This is a genomic window from Mesorhizobium sp. M0276 (genome assembly GCF_040321755.1).
Taxonomy (GTDB): Bacteria; Pseudomonadota; Alphaproteobacteria; order Rhizobiales; family Rhizobiaceae; genus Mesorhizobium.
The window spans coordinates 147496-166450 of the sequence record NZ_JAMYSC010000005.1; the positions used below are offsets into that span (position 1 = coordinate 147496).

Annotated in this window: 17 protein-coding genes; 8 read left to right on the forward strand and 9 right to left on the reverse strand. The window is 62.2% G+C overall.

Annotated features, from left to right (window positions below; all coding sequences use genetic code 11):
• Positions 1-300: 300 nt before the first annotated feature.
• The 6 genes from NKJ01_RS06435 to NKJ01_RS06460 all read left to right on the forward strand — a co-directional run bounded on the left by NKJ01_RS06435 (position 301) and on the right by NKJ01_RS06460 (position 6553).
• Complete coding sequence (locus tag NKJ01_RS06435) at positions 301-1035, forward strand: FadR/GntR family transcriptional regulator (RefSeq protein WP_352726894.1); 735 nt, start codon at positions 301-303, stop codon at positions 1033-1035.
• Positions 1032-2219, forward strand: coding sequence for a PLP-dependent transferase (locus tag NKJ01_RS06440; RefSeq protein WP_352726896.1), 1188 nt, complete (start codon positions 1032-1034; stop codon positions 2217-2219). The genes NKJ01_RS06435 and NKJ01_RS06440 overlap by 4 nt, the downstream gene beginning before the upstream one ends.
• Before the next feature lie 29 nt (positions 2220-2248).
• Positions 2249-3526 carry an ABC transporter substrate-binding protein gene (locus NKJ01_RS06445; RefSeq protein ID WP_023757509.1) on the forward strand — a complete coding sequence of 426 codons (1278 nt, stop codon included), beginning with the start codon at positions 2249-2251 and terminating at the stop codon, positions 3524-3526.
• 183 nt (positions 3527-3709) lie between these two features.
• Positions 3710-4633, forward strand: coding sequence for a carbohydrate ABC transporter permease (locus NKJ01_RS06450; RefSeq protein WP_352605322.1), 924 nt, complete (start codon positions 3710-3712; stop codon positions 4631-4633).
• Positions 4633-5481, forward strand: coding sequence for a carbohydrate ABC transporter permease (locus NKJ01_RS06455; protein ID WP_352726898.1), 849 nt, complete (start codon positions 4633-4635; stop codon positions 5479-5481). Before NKJ01_RS06450 ends, NKJ01_RS06455 begins: the two co-directional genes overlap by 1 nt.
• A 4-nt stretch (positions 5482-5485) precedes the next feature.
• Positions 5486-6553, forward strand: coding sequence for an ABC transporter ATP-binding protein (locus tag NKJ01_RS06460; RefSeq protein WP_352726900.1), 1068 nt, complete (start codon positions 5486-5488; stop codon positions 6551-6553).
• 389 nt (positions 6554-6942) lie between these two features.
• On the opposite strand, the gene NKJ01_RS06465 is transcribed toward NKJ01_RS06460, so the two are convergent.
• From NKJ01_RS06465 to NKJ01_RS06505, 9 genes are all read right to left on the reverse strand, one after another.
• A complete protein-coding gene (locus NKJ01_RS06465; protein WP_352726901.1) occupies positions 6943-7152 on the reverse strand; it encodes a hypothetical protein in 210 nt (69 codons plus the stop codon).
• Positions 7153-7374: 222 nt separating this feature from the next.
• Positions 7375-7542 carry a 50S ribosomal protein L33 gene (gene rpmG / locus NKJ01_RS06470; protein ID WP_006201775.1) on the reverse strand — a complete coding sequence of 56 codons (168 nt, stop codon included), beginning with the start codon at positions 7540-7542 and terminating at the stop codon, positions 7375-7377.
• 153 nt (positions 7543-7695) lie between these two features.
• Positions 7696-8154: a YqfO family protein gene (locus NKJ01_RS06475; protein ID WP_352726903.1), complete on the reverse strand. Its 459-nt coding sequence runs from the start codon at positions 8152-8154 to the stop codon at positions 7696-7698.
• 109 nt (positions 8155-8263) lie between these two features.
• Positions 8264-9442: an MFS transporter gene (locus tag NKJ01_RS06480; RefSeq protein ID WP_352726905.1), complete on the reverse strand. Its 1179-nt coding sequence runs from the start codon at positions 9440-9442 to the stop codon at positions 8264-8266.
• A 77-nt stretch (positions 9443-9519) separates the two neighbouring features.
• Positions 9520-10260 carry an NUDIX hydrolase gene (locus NKJ01_RS06485; RefSeq protein ID WP_023757503.1) on the reverse strand — a complete coding sequence of 247 codons (741 nt, stop codon included), beginning with the start codon at positions 10258-10260 and terminating at the stop codon, positions 9520-9522.
• Between the two features lie 86 nt (positions 10261-10346).
• The gene (locus tag NKJ01_RS06490; protein WP_352726907.1) at positions 10347-10793 is read right to left on the reverse strand and encodes a DUF983 domain-containing protein; all 447 of its coding nucleotides are present in this window, start codon (positions 10791-10793) and stop codon (positions 10347-10349) included.
• On the reverse strand, positions 10793-13111 hold the full coding sequence (rnr, locus tag NKJ01_RS06495) for a ribonuclease R (protein WP_352726909.1): 2319 nt from the start codon (positions 13109-13111) through the stop codon (positions 10793-10795). The genes NKJ01_RS06490 and rnr overlap by 1 nt, the downstream gene beginning before the upstream one ends.
• 6 nt (positions 13112-13117) lie before the next feature.
• Complete coding sequence (gene topA, locus NKJ01_RS06500; protein ID WP_352726911.1) at positions 13118-15769, reverse strand: type I DNA topoisomerase; 2652 nt, start codon at positions 15767-15769, stop codon at positions 13118-13120.
• Between the two features lie 371 nt (positions 15770-16140).
• Entirely contained in the window at positions 16141-16518 is a 378-nt protein-coding gene (locus tag NKJ01_RS06505; RefSeq protein WP_352605336.1) for a COG4315 family predicted lipoprotein, read from the reverse strand.
• A 185-nt stretch (positions 16519-16703) separates the two neighbouring features.
• Between NKJ01_RS06505 and NKJ01_RS06510 the strand changes: the two genes are divergently transcribed.
• Together NKJ01_RS06510 and glmU are read left to right on the forward strand one after the other, a co-directional pair.
• Positions 16704-17450, forward strand: coding sequence for a cytochrome c biogenesis CcdA family protein (locus NKJ01_RS06510; protein WP_352726913.1), 747 nt, complete (start codon positions 16704-16706; stop codon positions 17448-17450).
• A 145-nt stretch (positions 17451-17595) separates the two neighbouring features.
• A complete protein-coding gene (glmU, locus tag NKJ01_RS06515) occupies positions 17596-18954 on the forward strand; it encodes a bifunctional UDP-N-acetylglucosamine diphosphorylase/glucosamine-1-phosphate N-acetyltransferase GlmU (protein WP_352726915.1) in 1359 nt (452 codons plus the stop codon).
• Position 18955: the final 1 nt, after the last annotated feature.

Genomic DNA, 18955 nt, shown 5'->3' on the forward strand with positions numbered 1-18955 from the left:
GTGGCAACCGAACATCGGGGGGAACAGCACCCCCTCCATTTCGTACATATGGCGCACAAGGGGCTTGCGGCAAGACCCGGCTCCTCCCGTAAAACCGCGACCCGAACCAAGGTGCGCAAAGCGGGAGTGACGCCTGCCGCTGTGGATTAGCAGAAGGCTGGAACTGGCTGGCACGACCTGCTGAAACGGATTGTCTCAACCGTCAACAGCATGAAAACGGACGGATGTCCTGACAATCGATTGACAGGATCTTTCATCTATGCAGAAATTGGTTGGACCATTGGACCACTTGGAGGAAGTGTGGACCAGAACAGCCTGCCACCCATTCAGACGACGGCGCGCGATGACGCCGTGCTGAAGGCGTTGGTGGGATTTGTTCGCGCCGAGGCCTTGCAGCCCGGCGAGAGACTTCCGACCGAGCGTATCCTGGCCGAGCGGCTGAAAGTCAGCCGCAATACGGTGCGCGAGGCGCTGACTCGCTGGGAAGGGCTCGGCCTCGTCGAGCGCCGGCAAGGCAGCGGGACTTACCTCAAGGCGGCCGTCTCACCCGACATGTTGCACATGCCGCTGACGCTGGCGGGCGGCAATGATTTTACCAGCCTGATGCAGACACTGGAGATCCGCCGGGCGCTGGAAGCGGAAGCCGCGGCCCTTTGCGCCGAACGTGCGAGCCAGGCCGATATCGCCGAGATCGCGCGTAAGCTCGACATCATGGAGCAGGCGTTCCGCACGCGCGAAGGCATGTCGTCGGAAGAGGATTGGGAGTTCCACCAGGCGATCTACCGGGTCTCGGGCAATCCGCTGTTCGAGCAGATCATCGCCGCCATGCATGAATTGTTCCATCGCTTCTGGGAGCATCCGCTGGGCGTTCGTGATTTCGGCCACGCCAGCTTTCCCTATCACCGAACCATCTATGAACGCATCGCCGCCCGCGACCCGCAGGGCGCCCGTGCCGAGGCGCTCAAGCTGATCGCCACCGTCGAGGATGATTTGAAGCGCGGTGCCGCCAAACTCAAGCTTTCGAGCCAGACATGAACGAGCATCCATCCGGTTTCGATCACGACTATCTTGCCGAGGCGGCGACATTGCTGGCGCATGACGAGCCGTTCCCCGGGGGTGCCGTGGTGCCGCCGATCTATCAAACCTCGCTGTTTACCTTCGCCAACTATGCCGAAATGGCCGACACTTTTGCCGGCAAACGAAAGCAGCCGATCTATTCGCGCGGCGACAATCCGACGGTGATGGAGTTCGAGGCGCGTGTGGCCGCACTCGAGGGTGCCGAGGCGGCGCGCGGCTTTTCCAGCGGCATGGCGGCGATCAGCGCCACGGTGCTTGCCTTTGTCGGTGCCGGCGAGCGCATCGTGGCTGTGCGCAATTGCTATGGCGATGCCTATCGGCTGTTCGAGCGGCTGTTGCCGCGGCTCAACATCAAGGTCGACTACGTCGACGGTTCCGACCCCGATGCGGTCGCGGCAGCACTTCCCGGCGCCAAGCTGCTCTATCTGGAAAGCCCGACCTCGATGATGTTCGAGGTGCAGGACATCGCGCATCTGACGCGGCTGGCCAAGGAGCAAGGCATCGTCACCACGATCGACAATTCCTGGGCGACGCCGGTGTTCCAGAAGCCGATCACGCATGGCGTCGATCTGGTGCTGCACTCGGCCTCGAAATATCTCGGCGGCCACAGCGACACCGTGGCCGGCGTGGTGGCGGGTTCTGCTGCTCATATCAAGCACATCAATGAGCAGACCTATTCCTATCTCGGCGGGAAGCTGTCGCCGTTCGAGGCCTGGCTGCTGCTGCGCGGTCTGCGCACACTGCCGCTGCGCCTGCCGCATCATATGAAAAGTGGTCTGATCATCGCAGAACGGCTGAAGGCGCATGGCAATGTCGAGCGGGTCAACCACCCCGTCTATTCGAACCATCCGGGCAAGGCGACGCTGGCAGGCTACGCCGGATTGTTTTCCTTCGAGGTGACGGACGACATCGACATTCCCGTCTTCGTCGACGCGCTGAAATATTTCCGCATTGGCGTCAGCTGGGGCGGGCATGAAAGCCTGGTCGTACCGGCCAAGGCGTCGCTGGAGCAGACGCCGGGCCTGAATTCGATGGCGCGCTTCGGCGTCAGCCCCCGAACCATCCGCTTCAATGTCGGATTGGAGAGTGTCGAGGACCTATGGGCTGACGTCGCCCAGGCCTTCGAAAAAGCCAGAAAATAACATGCGGGTTCAAAATGGGAGTCTTGAACATGAAAAAACTGACCGTCATGCTTGCCACCGTTGCGGGGCTGGCGATTTCCGCCGGAAGCGCTATGGCCGATTCGACCCTGAAAATGGTCGAAGTCATCACCAGCCCGCCGCGCACCGAATTCCTGAAGAAGCAGATCGCCGAGTTCGAGACGGCCAATCCCGGCGTCAAGGTCGAGCTGATCTCGCTGCCCTGGGGCCAGGCCTTCGAAAAATTCCTGACCATGGTGCAGGCCGGCGATACGCCTGACATTGTCGAAATGCCGGAACGCTGGATGGGCCTCTATGCCAACAATGCCCAACTTGAGGATCTCGGGCCCTACATGGCCAAATGGGACGACGCCAAGACGCTCGGCGACCGTGCCAAGCAGTTCGGCTCGACCGTCAACAACACCCAGTACATGATCCCTTACGGCTACTATGTGAACGCGCTATTCTGGAACAAGAAATTGTTCAAGCAGGCCGGCCTCGATGGCCCGCCGGCGACGCTCGATGATTTCATCGCCGATGCCAAGAAGATTTCCGCGATCCCGGGCAAGTACGGCTACTGCCTGCGCGGCGGGCCGGGCGCCTTCAACGGCATGCACATGTTCATGAACATCGCCGCCGGCAAGGGTGGCTACTTCAACGAGGACGGCACCTCGACGATCAACGAAGAAGGCTCGGTCAAGGGTCTGCAGATGCTTGCCGACATGTACAAGGACGGCCTGGCGCCGAAGGATTCGGTGAGCTGGGGCTTCAACGAAACGGTCACCGGCTTCTATTCCGGCACCTGCGCCATGCTCAACCAGGATCCGGACGCGCTGCTCGGCATTGCCGACAAGATGAGCGCCGACGACTTCGCCGTGGCGCCATTGCCGGTCGGGCCGAGCGGCAAGTCCTATCCGACGCTCGGCTATGCCGGCTGGGCGATGTTTGCCAACTCGCAGCACAAGGACGACGCCTGGAAGCTGATGGCGACGCTTTTGTCGCCGAAGGACAATCTGGAATGGGCCAAGGAAGTCGGGGTCGTCCCGATCCACAACGGCGCCGACCAGGATCCCCATTTCAAGACCGAGCAGTTCAAGGGCTGGTTCACGGAGCTGAGCGACAGCTCCAAATATGAAATGGTGACGCCGCCGACGCATCTGGAGAATCTCGGCAACTTCGTCGACCAGGTGGCGATCAAGAACTTCCAGGAAGTGCTTCTTGGCCAGAAGACGGCCAAGGATGTCGCCGACCAATGGGCTGCCTTCCTGACCAAGGAACAGCAGGACTGGTTGGCGAAGAACAAGAAGTAAGCGCCTTTTCTTCCTTCTCCCCGTTCACGGGGAGAAGGTGGCCCGATAGGGCCGGATGAGGGGCGGCGCCATGCCTCGACAGGTTCGCGCTGCACCTCATCTGCCTGCCGGCGTCCTTCTCCCCGTAGTAACGGGGAGAAGCACGCTGCTCCGACGTCGCTCCAGGGAGCCGATCCTCAGCCAATGACCTATGCCGTGTCCGAAATACGATCCGTCGGCAAGCCGCATCGCAAGCGGCTATCGCACGTCGCAATCGAGCCATGGCTGTATCTCAGCCCGGCGATCATCCTTCTGGTCGTGGTGCTTCTGGTGCCGCTGGTCATCGGTATCAGCTACTCCTTCCGCAAATTCTCGGCGTTCAAGTCCGAATATGTCGGGCTCGGGCAGTATCAGGCGATGCTGTCGGATCAGGTGTTGGGGCAGGCGCTGGTCAACACGCTGTGGTGGACCGTCGCCAGCCTGCTTTTCCAGTTCTTCCTCGGCCTCGGCCTGGCGCTGCTGCTCGACAAACCGTTTCGCGGCCGCAAACTGGTGCAGGCACTGGTGTTCCTGCCCTGGGCGGTGCCATCCTTCCTGTCGGGCCTGACCTGGGCCTGGTTGTTCAATCCGATCATCGGCCCGTTGCCGCACTGGCTGTTTGCGCTGGGACTGAAGGCCGAGCCGACAAATGTGCTGTCCGATCCTTCAACTGCCATGTGGGGGCCGATCGTCGCCAATGTCTGGTTCGGTATTCCGTTCTTCGCCATCACGCTGCTGGCGGCGCTGAAATCCATTCCATCGGAACTGCATGAGGCGGCAGCGATCGACGGCGCCTCGCCCTGGCAGCGCTTCACCAAGGTGACGCTGCCGTTCCTGGCGCCGACCATCGCCATCACTGTCATGCTGCGCACCATCTGGATCGCCACTTTCGCCGACCTGATCTTCGTCATGACCGAGGGTGGACCGGCCGGCTCGACCAACACGGTTCCGGTCTACATCTACGTCAGCGCCTTCAAGTCGCTGGACAAGGGCTATGCCTCGGCGGTGGCCGTGCTGCTGCTGGTCCTGCTCATTGCCTATGCGATTGCCCTGATCGGCATTCGTCGCACGCTGGTGAGGCACGTCTGATGATCGCAGGGCGTTCAACCTCGCAGCGCTTCTTCGGCGGCATCGGCCTCTACGCGGCGATCGCGGCATACGTGCTCTTTGCCCTGTTTCCGATCTACTGGACGCTGAAGATCTCGGTTACGCCGGAGCGGCTTCTGTATTCCGAAGGCATCACTTTCTGGCCGTCGCTCATGACGCTGCAGAATTTCGTCACAGTGCTCGAGGCCACCGATTTTCCGCGGTACTTCTTCAACAGCGTCATCGTCTCGGTGTCGACGGCGGCACTGGTGACAATCATTGCGTCGCTCGCCGGCTATGCCATGTCGCGCTTCACTTTTCGCGGCAAGGCAGCACTTGCGCTGATGTTGCTTTTGACCCAGACTTTTCCACTGGTGATGGTCATTCCGCCGATCTACCGCGTGATGGGTCAGATCGGCCTGATCAACAGCCTGACCGGGCTGATCATCATCTACACCGCCTTCAATACTGCGTTTGCCACCTTCCTGATGCAGTCCTTCTTCGACGGCATCCCGAAGGACCTGGAAGAGGCGGCGATGATCGACGGCTGCACCCGGGCGCAAGCGATGCGCAAGGTGATCGTGCCGCTGACGCTACCCGGCATGGGCGCGACGCTCGGCTTCGTCTTCACAGCCGCGTGGAGCGAGCTTCTGTTCGCGCTGATGCTGATTTCCAGTGACGACCAGAAGACCTTCGCGGTGGGCCTGCTTACCTTCATCGGTAAGTTCGCCGTCGACTGGGGACAGATGATGGCGGCATCCATCCTGGCACTCATCCCGGTCTGCATCTTCTTCGCCTTCCTGCAACGCTATCTCGTCACCGGCCTGACCGCCGGTGCCGTCAAAGGATAGACCGATGGCTTCTGTTACGCTCGACAAGGTCCGCAAGGATTATGGCGCCGTCCGTGTCCTGCACGCGGTCGACCTTGAAATCGCCGATGGCGAATTCGTCGTCCTGGTCGGGCCGTCAGGCTGCGGCAAGTCCACGCTTTTGCGCATGATCGCCGGGCTGGAGGAGGCTTCCGGCGGCGAGATCCGCATCGGCGAGCGACTGGTCAATGACGTAGCACCCAAGGACCGCGACATCGCCATGGTGTTCCAGTCCTATGCGCTCTATCCGCATATGGACGTGTCGAAGAACATGGGCTTCAGCCTGCTGTTGAAGAAGGCGGAGAAGACGACGATCGACGCCCGGGTGGACGGCGCGGCCAAGCGGCTCGGGCTCGACAATTTCCTGCAACGCCTGCCGCGGCAATTGTCCGGCGGCCAGCGCCAGCGCGTCGCCATGGGCCGCGCCATCGTGCGCGATCCCAAGGTCTTCCTGTTCGACGAGCCGCTGTCGAACCTCGACGCCAAGCTGCGCGTCCATATGCGCGCCGAGATCAAGGCGCTGCACCAGCAACTTAAAACCACCTCCGTCTACGTCACCCACGATCAGATCGAGGCGATGACCATGGCCGACCGCATCGTCGTCATGCATGACGGGCTGATCCAGCAGGTCGGCGCGCCGCTCGATCTCTACGACCGGCCAGCCAACATGTTCGTCGCCGGTTTCATCGGTTCACCCGGCATGAATTTCCTGCCGGCGACGGTTCGCAAGGGCGGTGCCTCGGAGGCCGTGCTGGCCGATGGCCAGGCGCTGCTGTTGCCGGAAGACCTGCCGCTGAAGTCCGGCGACGCCATCACCGTCGGTCTGCGGCCCGAGCATATCCGGCTGGCAGACGAGGGCGCATTGAAGGGCGAGGTGGGGGTGGTGGAGCCGCTTGGGCTTTCGACGCAGTTCTACGTCAGGCTGGCCAGCCAGCAGCTTTGCGTTTTCGCCATGGGCCGTGCCGGGGTAAAGCCCGGCGACGTGGTACGGTTGGCAGCCGATCCGGCGTCGCTGCATCTGTTCGATCCCAAAAGCGGTGATCGCATCGGCTGACGGAACTCAGCCGGGGAGGGGATTTGGCATGCGATCGACCAGTTGCACAGCGATCTGTACAGCGCGCTGAACCATCTGAACGACAGGCCTATACATTACGAATGGCCGCAGCAGGCACCGTTCCCGGGTGGGAAATACAAGGGATGACTACATCTCCATTAACTAAAGTAACGGAACGTCCAACAGACATTTGCGGAACCTAACGAGACCCCTCAGACCTTTGCGTGTAGACAACAAGACTTTAGTCCTGCCGCCTTCTAAAAGAACGGGAGCCATTTCGCCACGCGTTGGGCCGCCATGCGAGAGGCAAATACCGCCGGCTGCATCTGCAAATATGAGCGAGTCGGCGGTGTATGATTATGGTGCGATCGCGTGAGGGTGCCGTGGCTCTATCCGCGAGGGCTTCTTTTGGGCAGCGGCGAGCTATCCAAGGGGTTCTCAGCCGACTTGCCTGATCGCCGTTCTTTTAGCCATAGGGATTTCTTTCTTGCTGCCAGAATATCGTCCCGAACGCTATCTTCGGCGGTCACTCCCCTATGCATCGCGGCAATCGCATAGTCGGCTCTGTTGGTTCGATAGTCGCCTTTCTGAATGGACATGTTTCTCTCCCATTTCGAGGCATCCCCCCTTTAGCCTGACGCTGAACTAACTGCCTATCCGTCGTGGGAGTCTACCAATTGGCGATTGTGTTAAAATGATACACTTCACAGACTTGGTGAAGGCGTGAGGGCGTGAAGTGCGCGAGGTGCGCGCCTCCGCACGTTACAAACGAAAACGCCGCCCATTGGGCGGCGTTTCGGCATTGCAGAGGGAAACCCAGATTACTTGATCTTGGTTTCCTTGAATTCGACGTGCTTCTTGGCGACCGGGTCGTACTTGCGGAACGACAGCTTGTCCGTCTTGGTGCGGCTGTTCTTGCTGGTCACGTAGAAGAAACCGGTGTCGGCGGTCGACAGAAGCTTGATCTTGATGTTTGCGGCTTTGGCCATGATATCAGTCCGTTTGTTCGTGGGGTTTTGGCCGCTGGAGCACGGGGAAACACCCGGACGCGGGAAACTTGGCGCGACACATAAAGAACGCGCCTGGAAAGTCAAGCCCGGTTGGCCTCGTGCGACCCGCCTAAGCCTGCCGGTAACTGGAGATCATGCGGTTTCTGTCGCCGATGCCGCTACCTTCTTCCAGTCTCCGGTCGTGTTCCACCAGCGATTCGGATTGGCGCGGTCATCCAGCCCCTTGGAACGGCTGGCCAGGATCGGCTGAATGCGGATCACCGGTTCCTGGTAGGAATGGGCCTGGAAAATCGCCTCGACGACGCGGGCGGCCAATGCCTGGTCGTCGGGCAATTCGAAGGAAACCTCGACAGTGCCGGGGCGCCGCCGCAATTCGGTTTCGGCCCCGGCGGCCGCACCGTCGAGCGGCCTGTAGCGCTCGATGCCATGCGCCGACTGATAGGCATTGCGGTCATATTTGCCTATGGCCAGCGGCGCGATCGCGACCACCGCGTCCATGACGCGGTCGACATCGGCGGCCGGGGCCTGGAAGGTCACAAGCAGAAGCAGTGTCATTCGTAGCGATGTGGTTTCAAAGCCGCTGTCGATCATGGAAGTGTCCTCAAGTGTTTTGGGACACCCTTTTAGGCCTGTGCTCCTGACACGGTTCTGTCAGCAGCCTCTCACAGTGCCATGCCAATGCGGGCTGGCAGCAATCGCGCTACAGCAGGATCTTGCGGACCAGCCTGAAGGCGACCAGGGCAATATAGGCGGCGAAGAACAGGCCGAGCGACCAGCCGAAGCCGGTTGGACCGAATGCATCCATGCCGATGCCGATCGCCTGCGGACCGAGAACCATGCCGACGCCGTAGCAGAGCACGAAGGCGGCGTTGGCCGACGCCAGTTCATGGCCCGAAAGCTGTGAGCCGAGATGGGCAAGGCCGATCGTGTACATGGCAGCGACGACGCCGCCCCAGACGAACAGAAGTGCCGCCATCAGGTGCCAGTTCTGGGCGAAGAAGGGCATGAAGGCCGTGCCGGCGAGGCCAACCATGGCGCAGGCAATCAGCAGATAGCGGCGGTCGCTGACGCGATCGCTGATCATGCCGATGGGAATCTGCAGCAGCACGTTGCCAAGGCCGATCATGGTCAGGAGAAGGGCCGCGTCGGCCTCGGAATAGCCGATGCGGCTGCCATAGATCGGGAACAGCGCAAAGCCGCCGGTTTCGACCGCGCCGAACACCAGCACGGCTGCGGTCGCCGACGGCACCAGCCAGATGTAGCGCAGGAAATTGCTGGTCTCGCCGTCGGAGACGATGGTCGGGCTCTCGTTGCGCGCTGCAAGCACCGGTATTGCCGCCAGCGTCACCAGACAAATGATGACGCCGAACGGCCTGAAACCGGAACTGCCAAGATGGGCGAACAGCCACGGTCCGGCGGCAAAGCCGAGCGACAGAACCGTGGCGTAAATGCCGAGGACAAGGCCGCGCCGGTGCGGCGGCGCCGAGGTGCTGATCCAGAATTCAGACAGGATGAACAGTACCGTCAGCGCGATGTGCAGCACGATGCGCAGTGGAAACCACATCCAGAAGTCGGGTGCGAAATGAAAGCCGACAAAGGCCAGCGCGCCGGCGGCGATCATGGCAATCATGGTCCACGCGACGCCGAAGCGCATCGCAAGCGGTGTGGCCAGCGGTGCACCGGCGATCGAGGCGAGGCCGGCGACGGCCGTGTTGAGGCCGATCATCGAGGCTGAATGGCCGCGTGTTTCGAGGATGACGCTGAGCAGCGGCATGCCGAGCCCGATGGCAATACCGACGACGCTGATCGACGAGATCGCCGCCACCATCGGCAGCCAGTATACGCGTTCGTCGCCCTGTTGTTGGGTATCGACCGTCATGGGTGCTGATTACTCTGTCTTTTTGATCTTACGCAATTCCGGACGGAAAACCGCGTCACACTTTTCCTGGAATTGCTCTAGAGAAGTTCGCGGGTGAAGCGGTTGCGGACAAGCCGGTAGAAGGGTACGGGGCCGGCCGGACGCAGCAGCGGATCATGGGCGAGGCGCCTTTGCAGCTCGTCCAGGATCATTCGGGTGATGTCGGGTATGTCGGCTTCCCGGGCCTTGGCAAGCGGCAGCCAGACCAGCTCTTCGAGTTCGTTGGTCGGACCGCCACCCGGCAGTTCGACCGCGACATCGTCGCGCCAGGCGCTAAAGAAACGGGTGTCGAAGCGGCGCACCCGGTTGGGCGGCGTGATAGCGCGTGCGATGAAACGCAGCATGTCCAGGGAGGGCTGCACGCCGTGTTCGGCAAAGCCTTGCCAGTCGGGCCGGGCGGTGGTGAAAGCGCCTTTGCGGCCGATCAGCAATCCGGCTTCTTCATAAGTCTCGCGGATGGCCGACAAGGCGATGGCGCGAGCTCGTGCGGTGCTTGTGCGGCCGGGCCCGGCGATCAGCCTGGCTTCCTGCTCCGGATGCAATGCGGCAGCGACAGGGATGCGGCTGTCGGCCGGATCGGTGCGGCCGCCGGGAAAGACGAACTTGCCTGGCATGAAGGCGTGGCCGGCATGGCGGCGACCCATCAGGACCAGCACGTCATCGCGCTTGCGGTCGAGCAGGATCAGCGTCGCGGCATCACGGGGGCGAATTGGCTGGTCGCTTTGGGCGATCATGCTCCGTCCGATCTTGTCGACTTCCGCCTTGGTCATACCGTCCATGCGCAGGAACTAACGGAAACTTCTGGCAAGCGAAAGTGGCCTTTCACGGTCGGGATGTTGCGCCAGGTCGCATTCTTGGCTGCGATTCAGGCTCCGGGATGCGGCTCGATCACATCGTTTTCGCCGCCGAAGCCATGCATATAGAAGGCCCATTGCAGTCCGATGACGGCACCCTTGACCGGCTGCAGCAGCGCGACCGACAAAAGTATGGTCAGCGGCACCCAGATGGCGATGTGCTGCCACGTGGACAGGGTGGACGTTGCCTCCACGCCCATGAAGGCGCCGAGCACGATGTGGCCGACGATGACGATGACGAGATAGGCAGGCAGGTCGTCGGCGCGGTGATGATGCAGTTCCTCGCCGCAGACACTGCATGTATCGACGGTCTTGGTGAACGCGCCAAACAGCTTGCCTTCGCCGCAGTGCAGGCAGCGACCGAGCAGGCCGCGCTTCATCGCCGTCCACAGTGGGCGGGCAGCCCGGCCCGAGTGATGTTCTCCGCCGAAAACCTGTTCTTCCGTGGCTGTTGTCATCAACGTCTCCTGCCGCGCGAACCCGGTCGCGATTGCGACGCGCGGGCGCGGCCTTTGGCCTTGTGAAACGACCGCTTGGAGCCCGGCAAAGGCTTCGGGTCGGTCAACATCTCGAAGCGCATCGCGCCAGCCATCGGCGCCACCTCGACGAGCCGGACCTCGACCCGGTCCGCGAGCTGGTAGCCTTTGCCCGAGCGTTCTCCGAACAGGGAACGGGCTGTTTCGTCGTATATGTAGTAATCGCCGTTCAAAGTTGACACCGGGATGAAACCATCCGCGCCGTACTGCGGCAATTGGACAAATAGTCCTGATTTGGTGACGCCGGAGATGCGGGCGTCGAAACGGTCGTCGATGCGCTCGGCGAGATAAGCGGCGACCAGACGGTCGACCGTGTCCCGCTCTGCCGCCATTGCGCGGCGTTCCGTGCCTGAGATCAGTACCGCGACGTCTTCGAGCCGTGCCGCTTCGTCCTGCGTCAACCCGCCCGGACCAAGGCCGAGTGCGGCAATAAGTCCGCGATGCACGATCAGATCGGCGTAGCGCCGGATCGGCGAGGTGAAGTGAGCGTAGCGCCTGAGGTTGAGACCGAAATGGCCGATGTTCTTGGGCGAGTATTCGGCCTGGCTCTGCGAGCGCAGCACCACTTCGTTGACAAGACCTTCATTGTCGGCGCCGCGCACGCGCTCCAGGATGCCGTTGAACTGGCTCGGCTGCATCTGCGCGCCGCGGGCCAGCGACAGGCCTAGCGTCTGCAGGAACTCACGCAGCGATTCCTGTTTGGCGAGCGATGGCGCGTCATGGACGCGGTAGACCAGCTCCTGCTTTTTCGCCTCCAGCGTCTCGGCTGCCGCGACATTGGCCTGGATCATGAATTCTTCGATGAGCTTGTGGGCATCGAGTCGCTCCGGCACGATGACGCGATCGACGGTGCCGTCCGGCTTGAGCACGATCTTGCGCTCCGGCAGGTCGAGCTCAAGCGGCTGGCGGCCCTCGCGGCCGCGCTTGAGGATCGCATAGGCTTCCCACAGCGGCTTCAGCACCGTATCGAGGATCGGACCGGTCTTCTCGTCCGGCGCGCCGTCGATCGCCGCCTGAGCCTGGCTGTAGGCGAGCTTTGCTGCCGACTTCATCATGACGCGGTGGAAGGAGTGCCTGAGTTTGCGGCCTTGCGCCGAAAACACCATGCGCACCGCCAGCGCCGGACGGTCCTGGCCCTCGCGCAGCGAGCAGAGATCGTTGGAGATGCGCTCGGGCAGCATCGGCACCACGCGATCCGGGAAATAGACCGAATTGCCGCGTTTCAGCGCCTCGCGGTCGAGCGCCGTTCCATAGCGCACATAAGCCGCGACATCGGCGATCGCCACGGTGGCGACCACGCCGCCGGGGTTCTTCTCGTCGAGATCCGGCGTGGCGAAGACGGCGTCGTCATGGTCCTTGGCGTCGGCCGGATCTATGGTGACCAGCGGCAGGTCGCGCCAGTCCTCGCGGTGAGCGAGGGCCGCCGGCTTGATGGCTTCGGATTCGGCGATGACGTCGGCCGGAAAAATATGCGGAATGTCATGTGCGTGGATGGCGATCATCGAGACCGCCTTTTCGCTGGTCAGCGAGCCCAGCACGTTAAGCACCTTGGCTCTCGGCAGCCCATAGCGGGAGGCGCGCGCGGGCTCGACCTCGACCAGGTCGCCGTTTTTGGCGCCGTTCTGGAATTCCTTGTCGACGATCAGTTCGGGCTGGCGCCGTTCGACTGGTTCGATGCGGAAGGTGCCGTCCTGCAGGATGCGAAAGACACCGAGCACGGCGTCGGTGCGCTTTTCGAAGATCTTCACCACGCGTCCGGTGTATGCCGGACCTCCCAGGGCGACATTCGTCTCGTCGGCGGGGAAGGTCTTGGCCAGCACGCGATCGCCAATGCCAGGCGCCGGTCCACCACCACTGCGCGACAGGCGGATGGAAACGATGGGTGGCGGTCCATTGGCTGTATGTTCGGTGGGACGCGCCAACAGCACGCCATCTGCATCACGGTCAAATATATCCAGGACCGTGACGTGGGGCAGGGCACCGACGCGTGCCAACCTTTTGCGCTCCTTGGTCAGGAAACCTTCGTCCTGCAGGTCGCGCAGCAGATCCTTCAGCCAGATGCGGTCGTCGCCGCGCAGAGCGAACGCCTTGGCGATGTCGCGTTTTCCGGCGCGATCGGGATTTTCGGCGATGTAGCGCAGGATTTCGTCACGCGATGGCCGATAGTCGTCCTTGACCTTGGCCCTCGTGTCGGCGGTGCGCGGATCGCCGTGGGTTCTACCGGTGATCTTGCGCGCCACGCCGTCCTATCCTTTTTTCTTCGCTGCCGGCTTCTTCGCAGCCGGCTTTTGGGCCGCCGTTTTCCTGACTGCCGTTTTCTTGGTTGCCGGGGCTTTGGCCGCGGCCGCCTTGCGGAACGGCTTCTTGCCGCCGTCGCCCTTGGCTTCCTTCTCGGCAATCAGCGCCAGCGCATCCTCGATGGTCACCGACTGCGGGTCCCTGCCCTTGGGCAAGGTGGCGTTGATCTTGCCGAAATTCACGTAAGGCCCATATTTGCCGTCGCGTACGACGATCTTGCCACCGCCGTCGGGGTGTTCGCCAAGCTCCTTGAGCGCTGCGGCGGTGCCGCCATTGCGGCCGCCCTTGCCCTTCAACTGCTTCTCGGCGATCACCGACACGGCGCGGTTCAGCCCGATCGAGAACACGTCCTCGATGCTGTCGAGATTGGCGTAGGTGCCGTCATGCAGGACGAACGGGCCGTAGCGGCCGAGCCCGGCCGAGATCATCTTGGCCGTTTCCGGATGCTGGCCGACGTCGCGCGGCAGCGACAGCAGCGCCAGCGCCTTCTCGTGGTCGATCGATTCTGCCGTCCAGCCCTTGGGCAGGCTGGAGCGCTTGGCTTCCTTGCCGTCGCCGCGCTGCAGATAGGGGCCGAAGCGGCCGCTGCGCAGCGTGATTTCCTCTGACGTATAAGGATCCTTGCCAATGACTTTGGTACCGTCTTCGCCGCCGCCATTCTCGCCATTGGGGTTGGCAGCGTCGCCGAGCTGGCGGGTGAAGGAGCATTCGGGATAGTTCGAGCAACCGACGAACGCACCGAACTTGCCGAGCTTCAGCGACAGGTTGCCGGTGCCGCATTTCGGGCAGATGCGCGGATTGGAGCCATCCTCGCGCGCGGGAAACACCAGCGGCGCCAGTTCCTCGTTGAGCGCATCCAGCACGTCGGTGACGCGCAACTCCTTGATGTCGCCGACGGCGCCCGAAAAATCCTTCCAGAAATCGCGCAGCACATCCTTCCAGGCGAGCTTGCCGTCGGAAATCTCGTCGAGCTTTTCTTCGAGGGACGCGGTGAAGTCGTACTCGACATAGCGCTTGAAGAAGCTTTCGAGGAAAGCCGACAGCAGGCGGCCCTTGGCCTGCGGCACCAGCCGGCGCTTGTCGATGGTGACGTAGTCGCGGTCTTCGAGCGTCTTCAGGATCGCCGTGTAGGTAGAAGGCCGGCCGATGCCGAGCTCTTCCAGCTTCTTGATCAGCGAAGCCTCGGAATAACGCGGCGGCGGTTCGGTGGTGTGCTGGGTGGCGTTGATCGCCTGGCGGGCAAGCTGCTCGCCGGCGCGGATCTCGGGCAGGCGACGGTTTTCCTCGTCTTCCGCGTCGTCTTCCTTCTGGTCGGTGTAGGCGGCAATGAAGCCGTCGAAGCGAACGACCGAGCCGACGGCGCGAAGTTCGGCTGTGCGCGATCCGTTGACCGCCTCGATTTCGGCGGTGGTGCGCTCGATTTCGGCCGGCTGCATCTGGCTGGCAATGGCGCGCTTCCAGATCAACTCATAGAGGCGCATCTGGTCGGAATCGAGATATTGCCTGACCGATGCCGGAGTGCGCATGAAATCCGTCGGGCGGATCGCTTCGTGCGCTTCCTGGGCATTCTTGGCCTTGGTCGTGTAGAAGCGCGGCTTTTCCGGCAGGTATTTGGGGCCGAATTCCTTGGCGATTGCATCGCGTGCGGCGTCGATCGCCTCCGGTGCCATCTGGACGCCGTCGGTTCGCATATAGGTGATCAGGCCGGTGGTCTCGCCGCCGATCTCCATGCCTTCATAGAGCCGCTGCGCCACCTGCATGGTGCGGCTGGCCGAGAAGCCAAGGCCCGATGAGGCGGCCTGCTGCAGCGTCGAGGTGGTAAAGGGCGGGCCGGGATTGCGCTTGGTCGGCTTGGCTTCGACCGACACGGCCTTGAAGGTCGCGCCTTCGAGCATCGTCTTGATGTCGTCGGCCTGCGCCTTGTTGGAAATGTCGAGCTTTTGCAGCCGCTTGCGATCGAAGGCGGTCAGCCGCGCTTCGAAATTCTCGTTGCGCGGCGTGCCCAGCAGAGCCGCGATCTGCCAGTATTCCTCGCGGATGAAGCGCTCGATCTCGGATTCGCGGTCGCAAACCAGGCGCAGTGCAACCGACTGGACGCGTCCGGCCGAGCGGGCGCCCGGCAGCTTGCGCCACAGCACCGGCGACAGCGTGAAGCCGACGAGATAATCCAGCGCCCGCCGGGCGAGATAGGCATCGACCAGCGGCGCATCGATCTGGCGCGGATTGGCCATCGCTTCCAGCACCGACGACTTGGTGATGGCGTTGAAGACGACGCGGCTGACCGGCTTGTCCTTCAGCGCGCGCTTCTGCTTCAGCACCTCCAGCACATGCCAGGAGATGGCTTCACCCTCGCGATCCGGGTCAGTTGCGAGGATCAGGCCGTCGGCATCCTTGACCGCCTTGGCGATGTCGGCAAGCCGCTTGCCCGAAGCGGTGTCGACCGCCCAGGACATGGCGAAATCCTCGTCCGGACGCACTGAGCCGTCCTTGGCTGGCAAATCGCGGACATGGCCGAACGAGGCCAGAACCTTGTAGTTCTTGCCGAGGTATTTGTTGATTGTCTTTGCCTTGGCCGGCGATTCGACGACGACGACGTCCATGAGGTCTCATATCAGCTGTGGTGCGGCAGAAGAATTCCGCTGCGCGCGACGAAATCTCGTTCAAGTGTCGCTCACATGGCGGCGCTTTTGCATCCGGTCAAGGGGAAGCGCCCAAATTGCGGGGCTCTCCGCAGCAATACACTCTTAGAGTGTATGGAGGAAATCACAGAATTTTGGAAAAGGGGATGGTGATCCCTAGTCGTCGGAAATGACCCTATGTCATCGGAAACGACCCGATCTGCTTTCCACCCGAGTCGCTGAACCGAAACCGGAGGTTTGTTGCAAGGTGGTCGACGCCGGTGGCCCGCTGCATGAAGATTGCCCGGCGACCAGCCCTTGTACCGCCATCAGGCGGCTGGGTACCGAGTACGCTAGTCGGCCTTGACGATATGCCAGACCTCGCCGACGCCGTCGCCGCTCACATCGCCGGGCTTCTTGTCCTTGATAAAGGTATAGACTGGCTTGCCGTCATAGGCCCACATCTTGGTGCCGTCGGTGCGGCCGACAACGCTCCATTCGTCTTCCGGCTTGGCGCCGGCTGCGGCCTTCAGCGGCGGCCAGTTGGTGGCGCATTTGTCGTAGCAGTTGCTCTTGCCCTTCTCGTCCTTGTCATAGGTATAAAGCGTCATGCCGTTGGCGTCGGTGTAGATCTTGGTGCCATTGACCTCGGCTTCCGTCCACGCGTCGGCAGCGAAGGATGCAGCGGTGCTGAGCAACAGCGCTGCCAGCCCAACGGTTATGGTTTTCATGGAGATCTCCTTGACTGATATCTGGAGACGCGCGGGAAATCGCGGCCTCATCGTATCAACGCCTGAACGTCGCCGTTTCTTCCCCGGCAAGTGCGTTCGGCAAGGGATGATCTTGCCAACACAATGGTGATTGGTGAACAAGGCTGCGCGTCGCTATATCAGCCACGGCACTGGAGTTCTTGGAAATGGCATTGGACATCGGCTATGTCAGCGCGGTCGGGGCGGGAGCGATCTCGTTCCTGTCGCCTTGCGTGCTGCCGCTGGTGCCGCCCTATCTCTGCTATATGGCGGGCGTCTCGGTCGACGATTTCCGCGGCAATGCGGGTGCGACGGCGCGCGAAGGTGCACGTGGCGCGCTGCTCTATTCCTCGATCGCCTTCGTGCTCGGTTTTTCCACCGTGTTCGTTGCGCTCGGAGCCGGTGCGTCGACCATCGGCCGGCTGCTACGGGTCTGGCAGGAGCAACTGGCGATGGGCGCCGGTGTGCTGATCATCCTGATGGGCCTGAACTTCCTCGGCATCCTGCGCATCCCGCTTTTGTCGCGCGAGGCGCGCTTCCAGTCGCAAGGCAAGCCGGCGAGTGTGATCGCCGCCTATGTGATGGGGCTGGCTTTCGCGTTCGGCTGGACGCCATGCATCGGCCCGGTATTGGGGCCGATCCTGACACTGGCCGGCGGCCGCGAGACGGTGGGCGAGGGCGCGCTGCTGCTTGCCGCCTATTCGCTGGGCCTTGGCGTCCCGTTCCTGATTGCGGCGCTGTTTTCGGGCGCCTTCATGCGCTTCCTCGGCAAATTCCGCGTCCATCTCGGCGTAGTCGAAAAGGCGATCGGCGCGCTGCTGGTCGTCGCCGGCGCGTTCTTCCTCACGGGCGGCGTGCAGGCCGTGTCCTACTGGCTGCTTGAGAATTTTCCGATGTTGGGAAGGTTGGGGTAGGCGCCCGACATTAGATCTCCACTCTGGACCCACTGATTAAGAGTCAACTGCTCCACCATCTCACCGGAATTTAACCGCATTGGTGCAGCATGGCGCCCTTGCTATCGTGTCTTGATTCCCAACCCTTTTCATATGGTTTACCTTCATGAGCCAGAGAACCTGCCTGTCCGTCATCCTTGCCGCCGGCGAGGGCACGCGCATGAAGAGCGCGCTGCCGAAGGTGCTGCACCAGATTGCCGGGCTGCCGATGGTCGCTCATGTGGTGAAGGCGGCGGAGGCCGCCGGTGCCGGCGACCAGGCGCTGGTGATCGGCCACGGCGCAGAGGAAATGCGCAAGGCTGCGGCAAAATTCGCGCCCAAGGCCGAGACCTTTGTCCAGGAAAAGCGCCTCGGTACCGCACATGCCGTTCTGGCCGCACGCGATGCGATATCAAAGGGTTATGACGATGTCCTCGTGATGTTCGGCGACACGCCGCTGATCGATCCGGGCGCGCTGATCGCGGCGCGGCGTAAGCTGGCGCAAGGCGTTGCCGTCGTCGTCATCGGCTTTCGGACCCCCAATCCAACTGGCTATGGCCGGCTGATCGAAAAGAGTGGCAAACTGGTCGCCATCCGCGAGGAGAAGGATTGCAGCGAGGAAGAGCGCAAGATCACTTTCTGCAATGGCGGGCTGATGGCGGTGGCCGGCGCCCAAGCTCTGATACTGCTCGAAGCCGTCGGCAACAAGAATGCCAAGGGCGAGTATTACCTCACCGACATCGTCGAGATAGCCAGCGGGCGCGGTCTCGATGTCGTTGCGACTGAGGCCAGTTTCGAGAATGCGCTCGGCATCAACAATCGCGCTGAACTGGCGCAGGCCGAAGGCATCTGGCAGCAGCGTCGGCGCCAGGAGGTAATGCTGTCGGGCGTGACGCTGATTGCGCCCGAGACCGTGTACTTCTCGCACGATACCGAGATCGGCGCCGATACGATCGTCGAGCCCAATGTCTGGTTTGGTCCGGGCGTGAAGATCGCCACGGGCGCCAAGATCCATGCTTTCAGCCATATCGAAGGCGCCACCATCGCTTCCAACTGCGATATCGGGCCGTTCGCGCGGCTGCGGCCGGGCGCCGATCTCAGGCAGAAGGCCAAGGTCGGCAATTTCTGCGAGGTCAAGCAGGCAGTTGTCGAGGAGGGCGCCAAGGTCAATCATTTGACCTATATCGGCGATGCGCGCGTCGGCGCGGGCGCCAATATCGGTGCCGGCACCATCACCTGCAATTATGACGGCTATTCGAAATTCTTCACCGATATCGGCGAGGGCGCCTTTATCGGCTCGAATTCGTCGCTGGTGGCGCCTGTCACCATAGGCAAGGGTGGCTACATCGCCTCGGGCAGCGTCATTACCGAAAGCGTGCCCGACGATGCGCTGGCCTTCGGCCGAGCCCGCCAGAAGACGATCCCCGGCAAGGGCAAGGAGCTGCGCGAACGCTTTGCTTCGGCCGCGGCTGCGAAGAAAAAGTAAG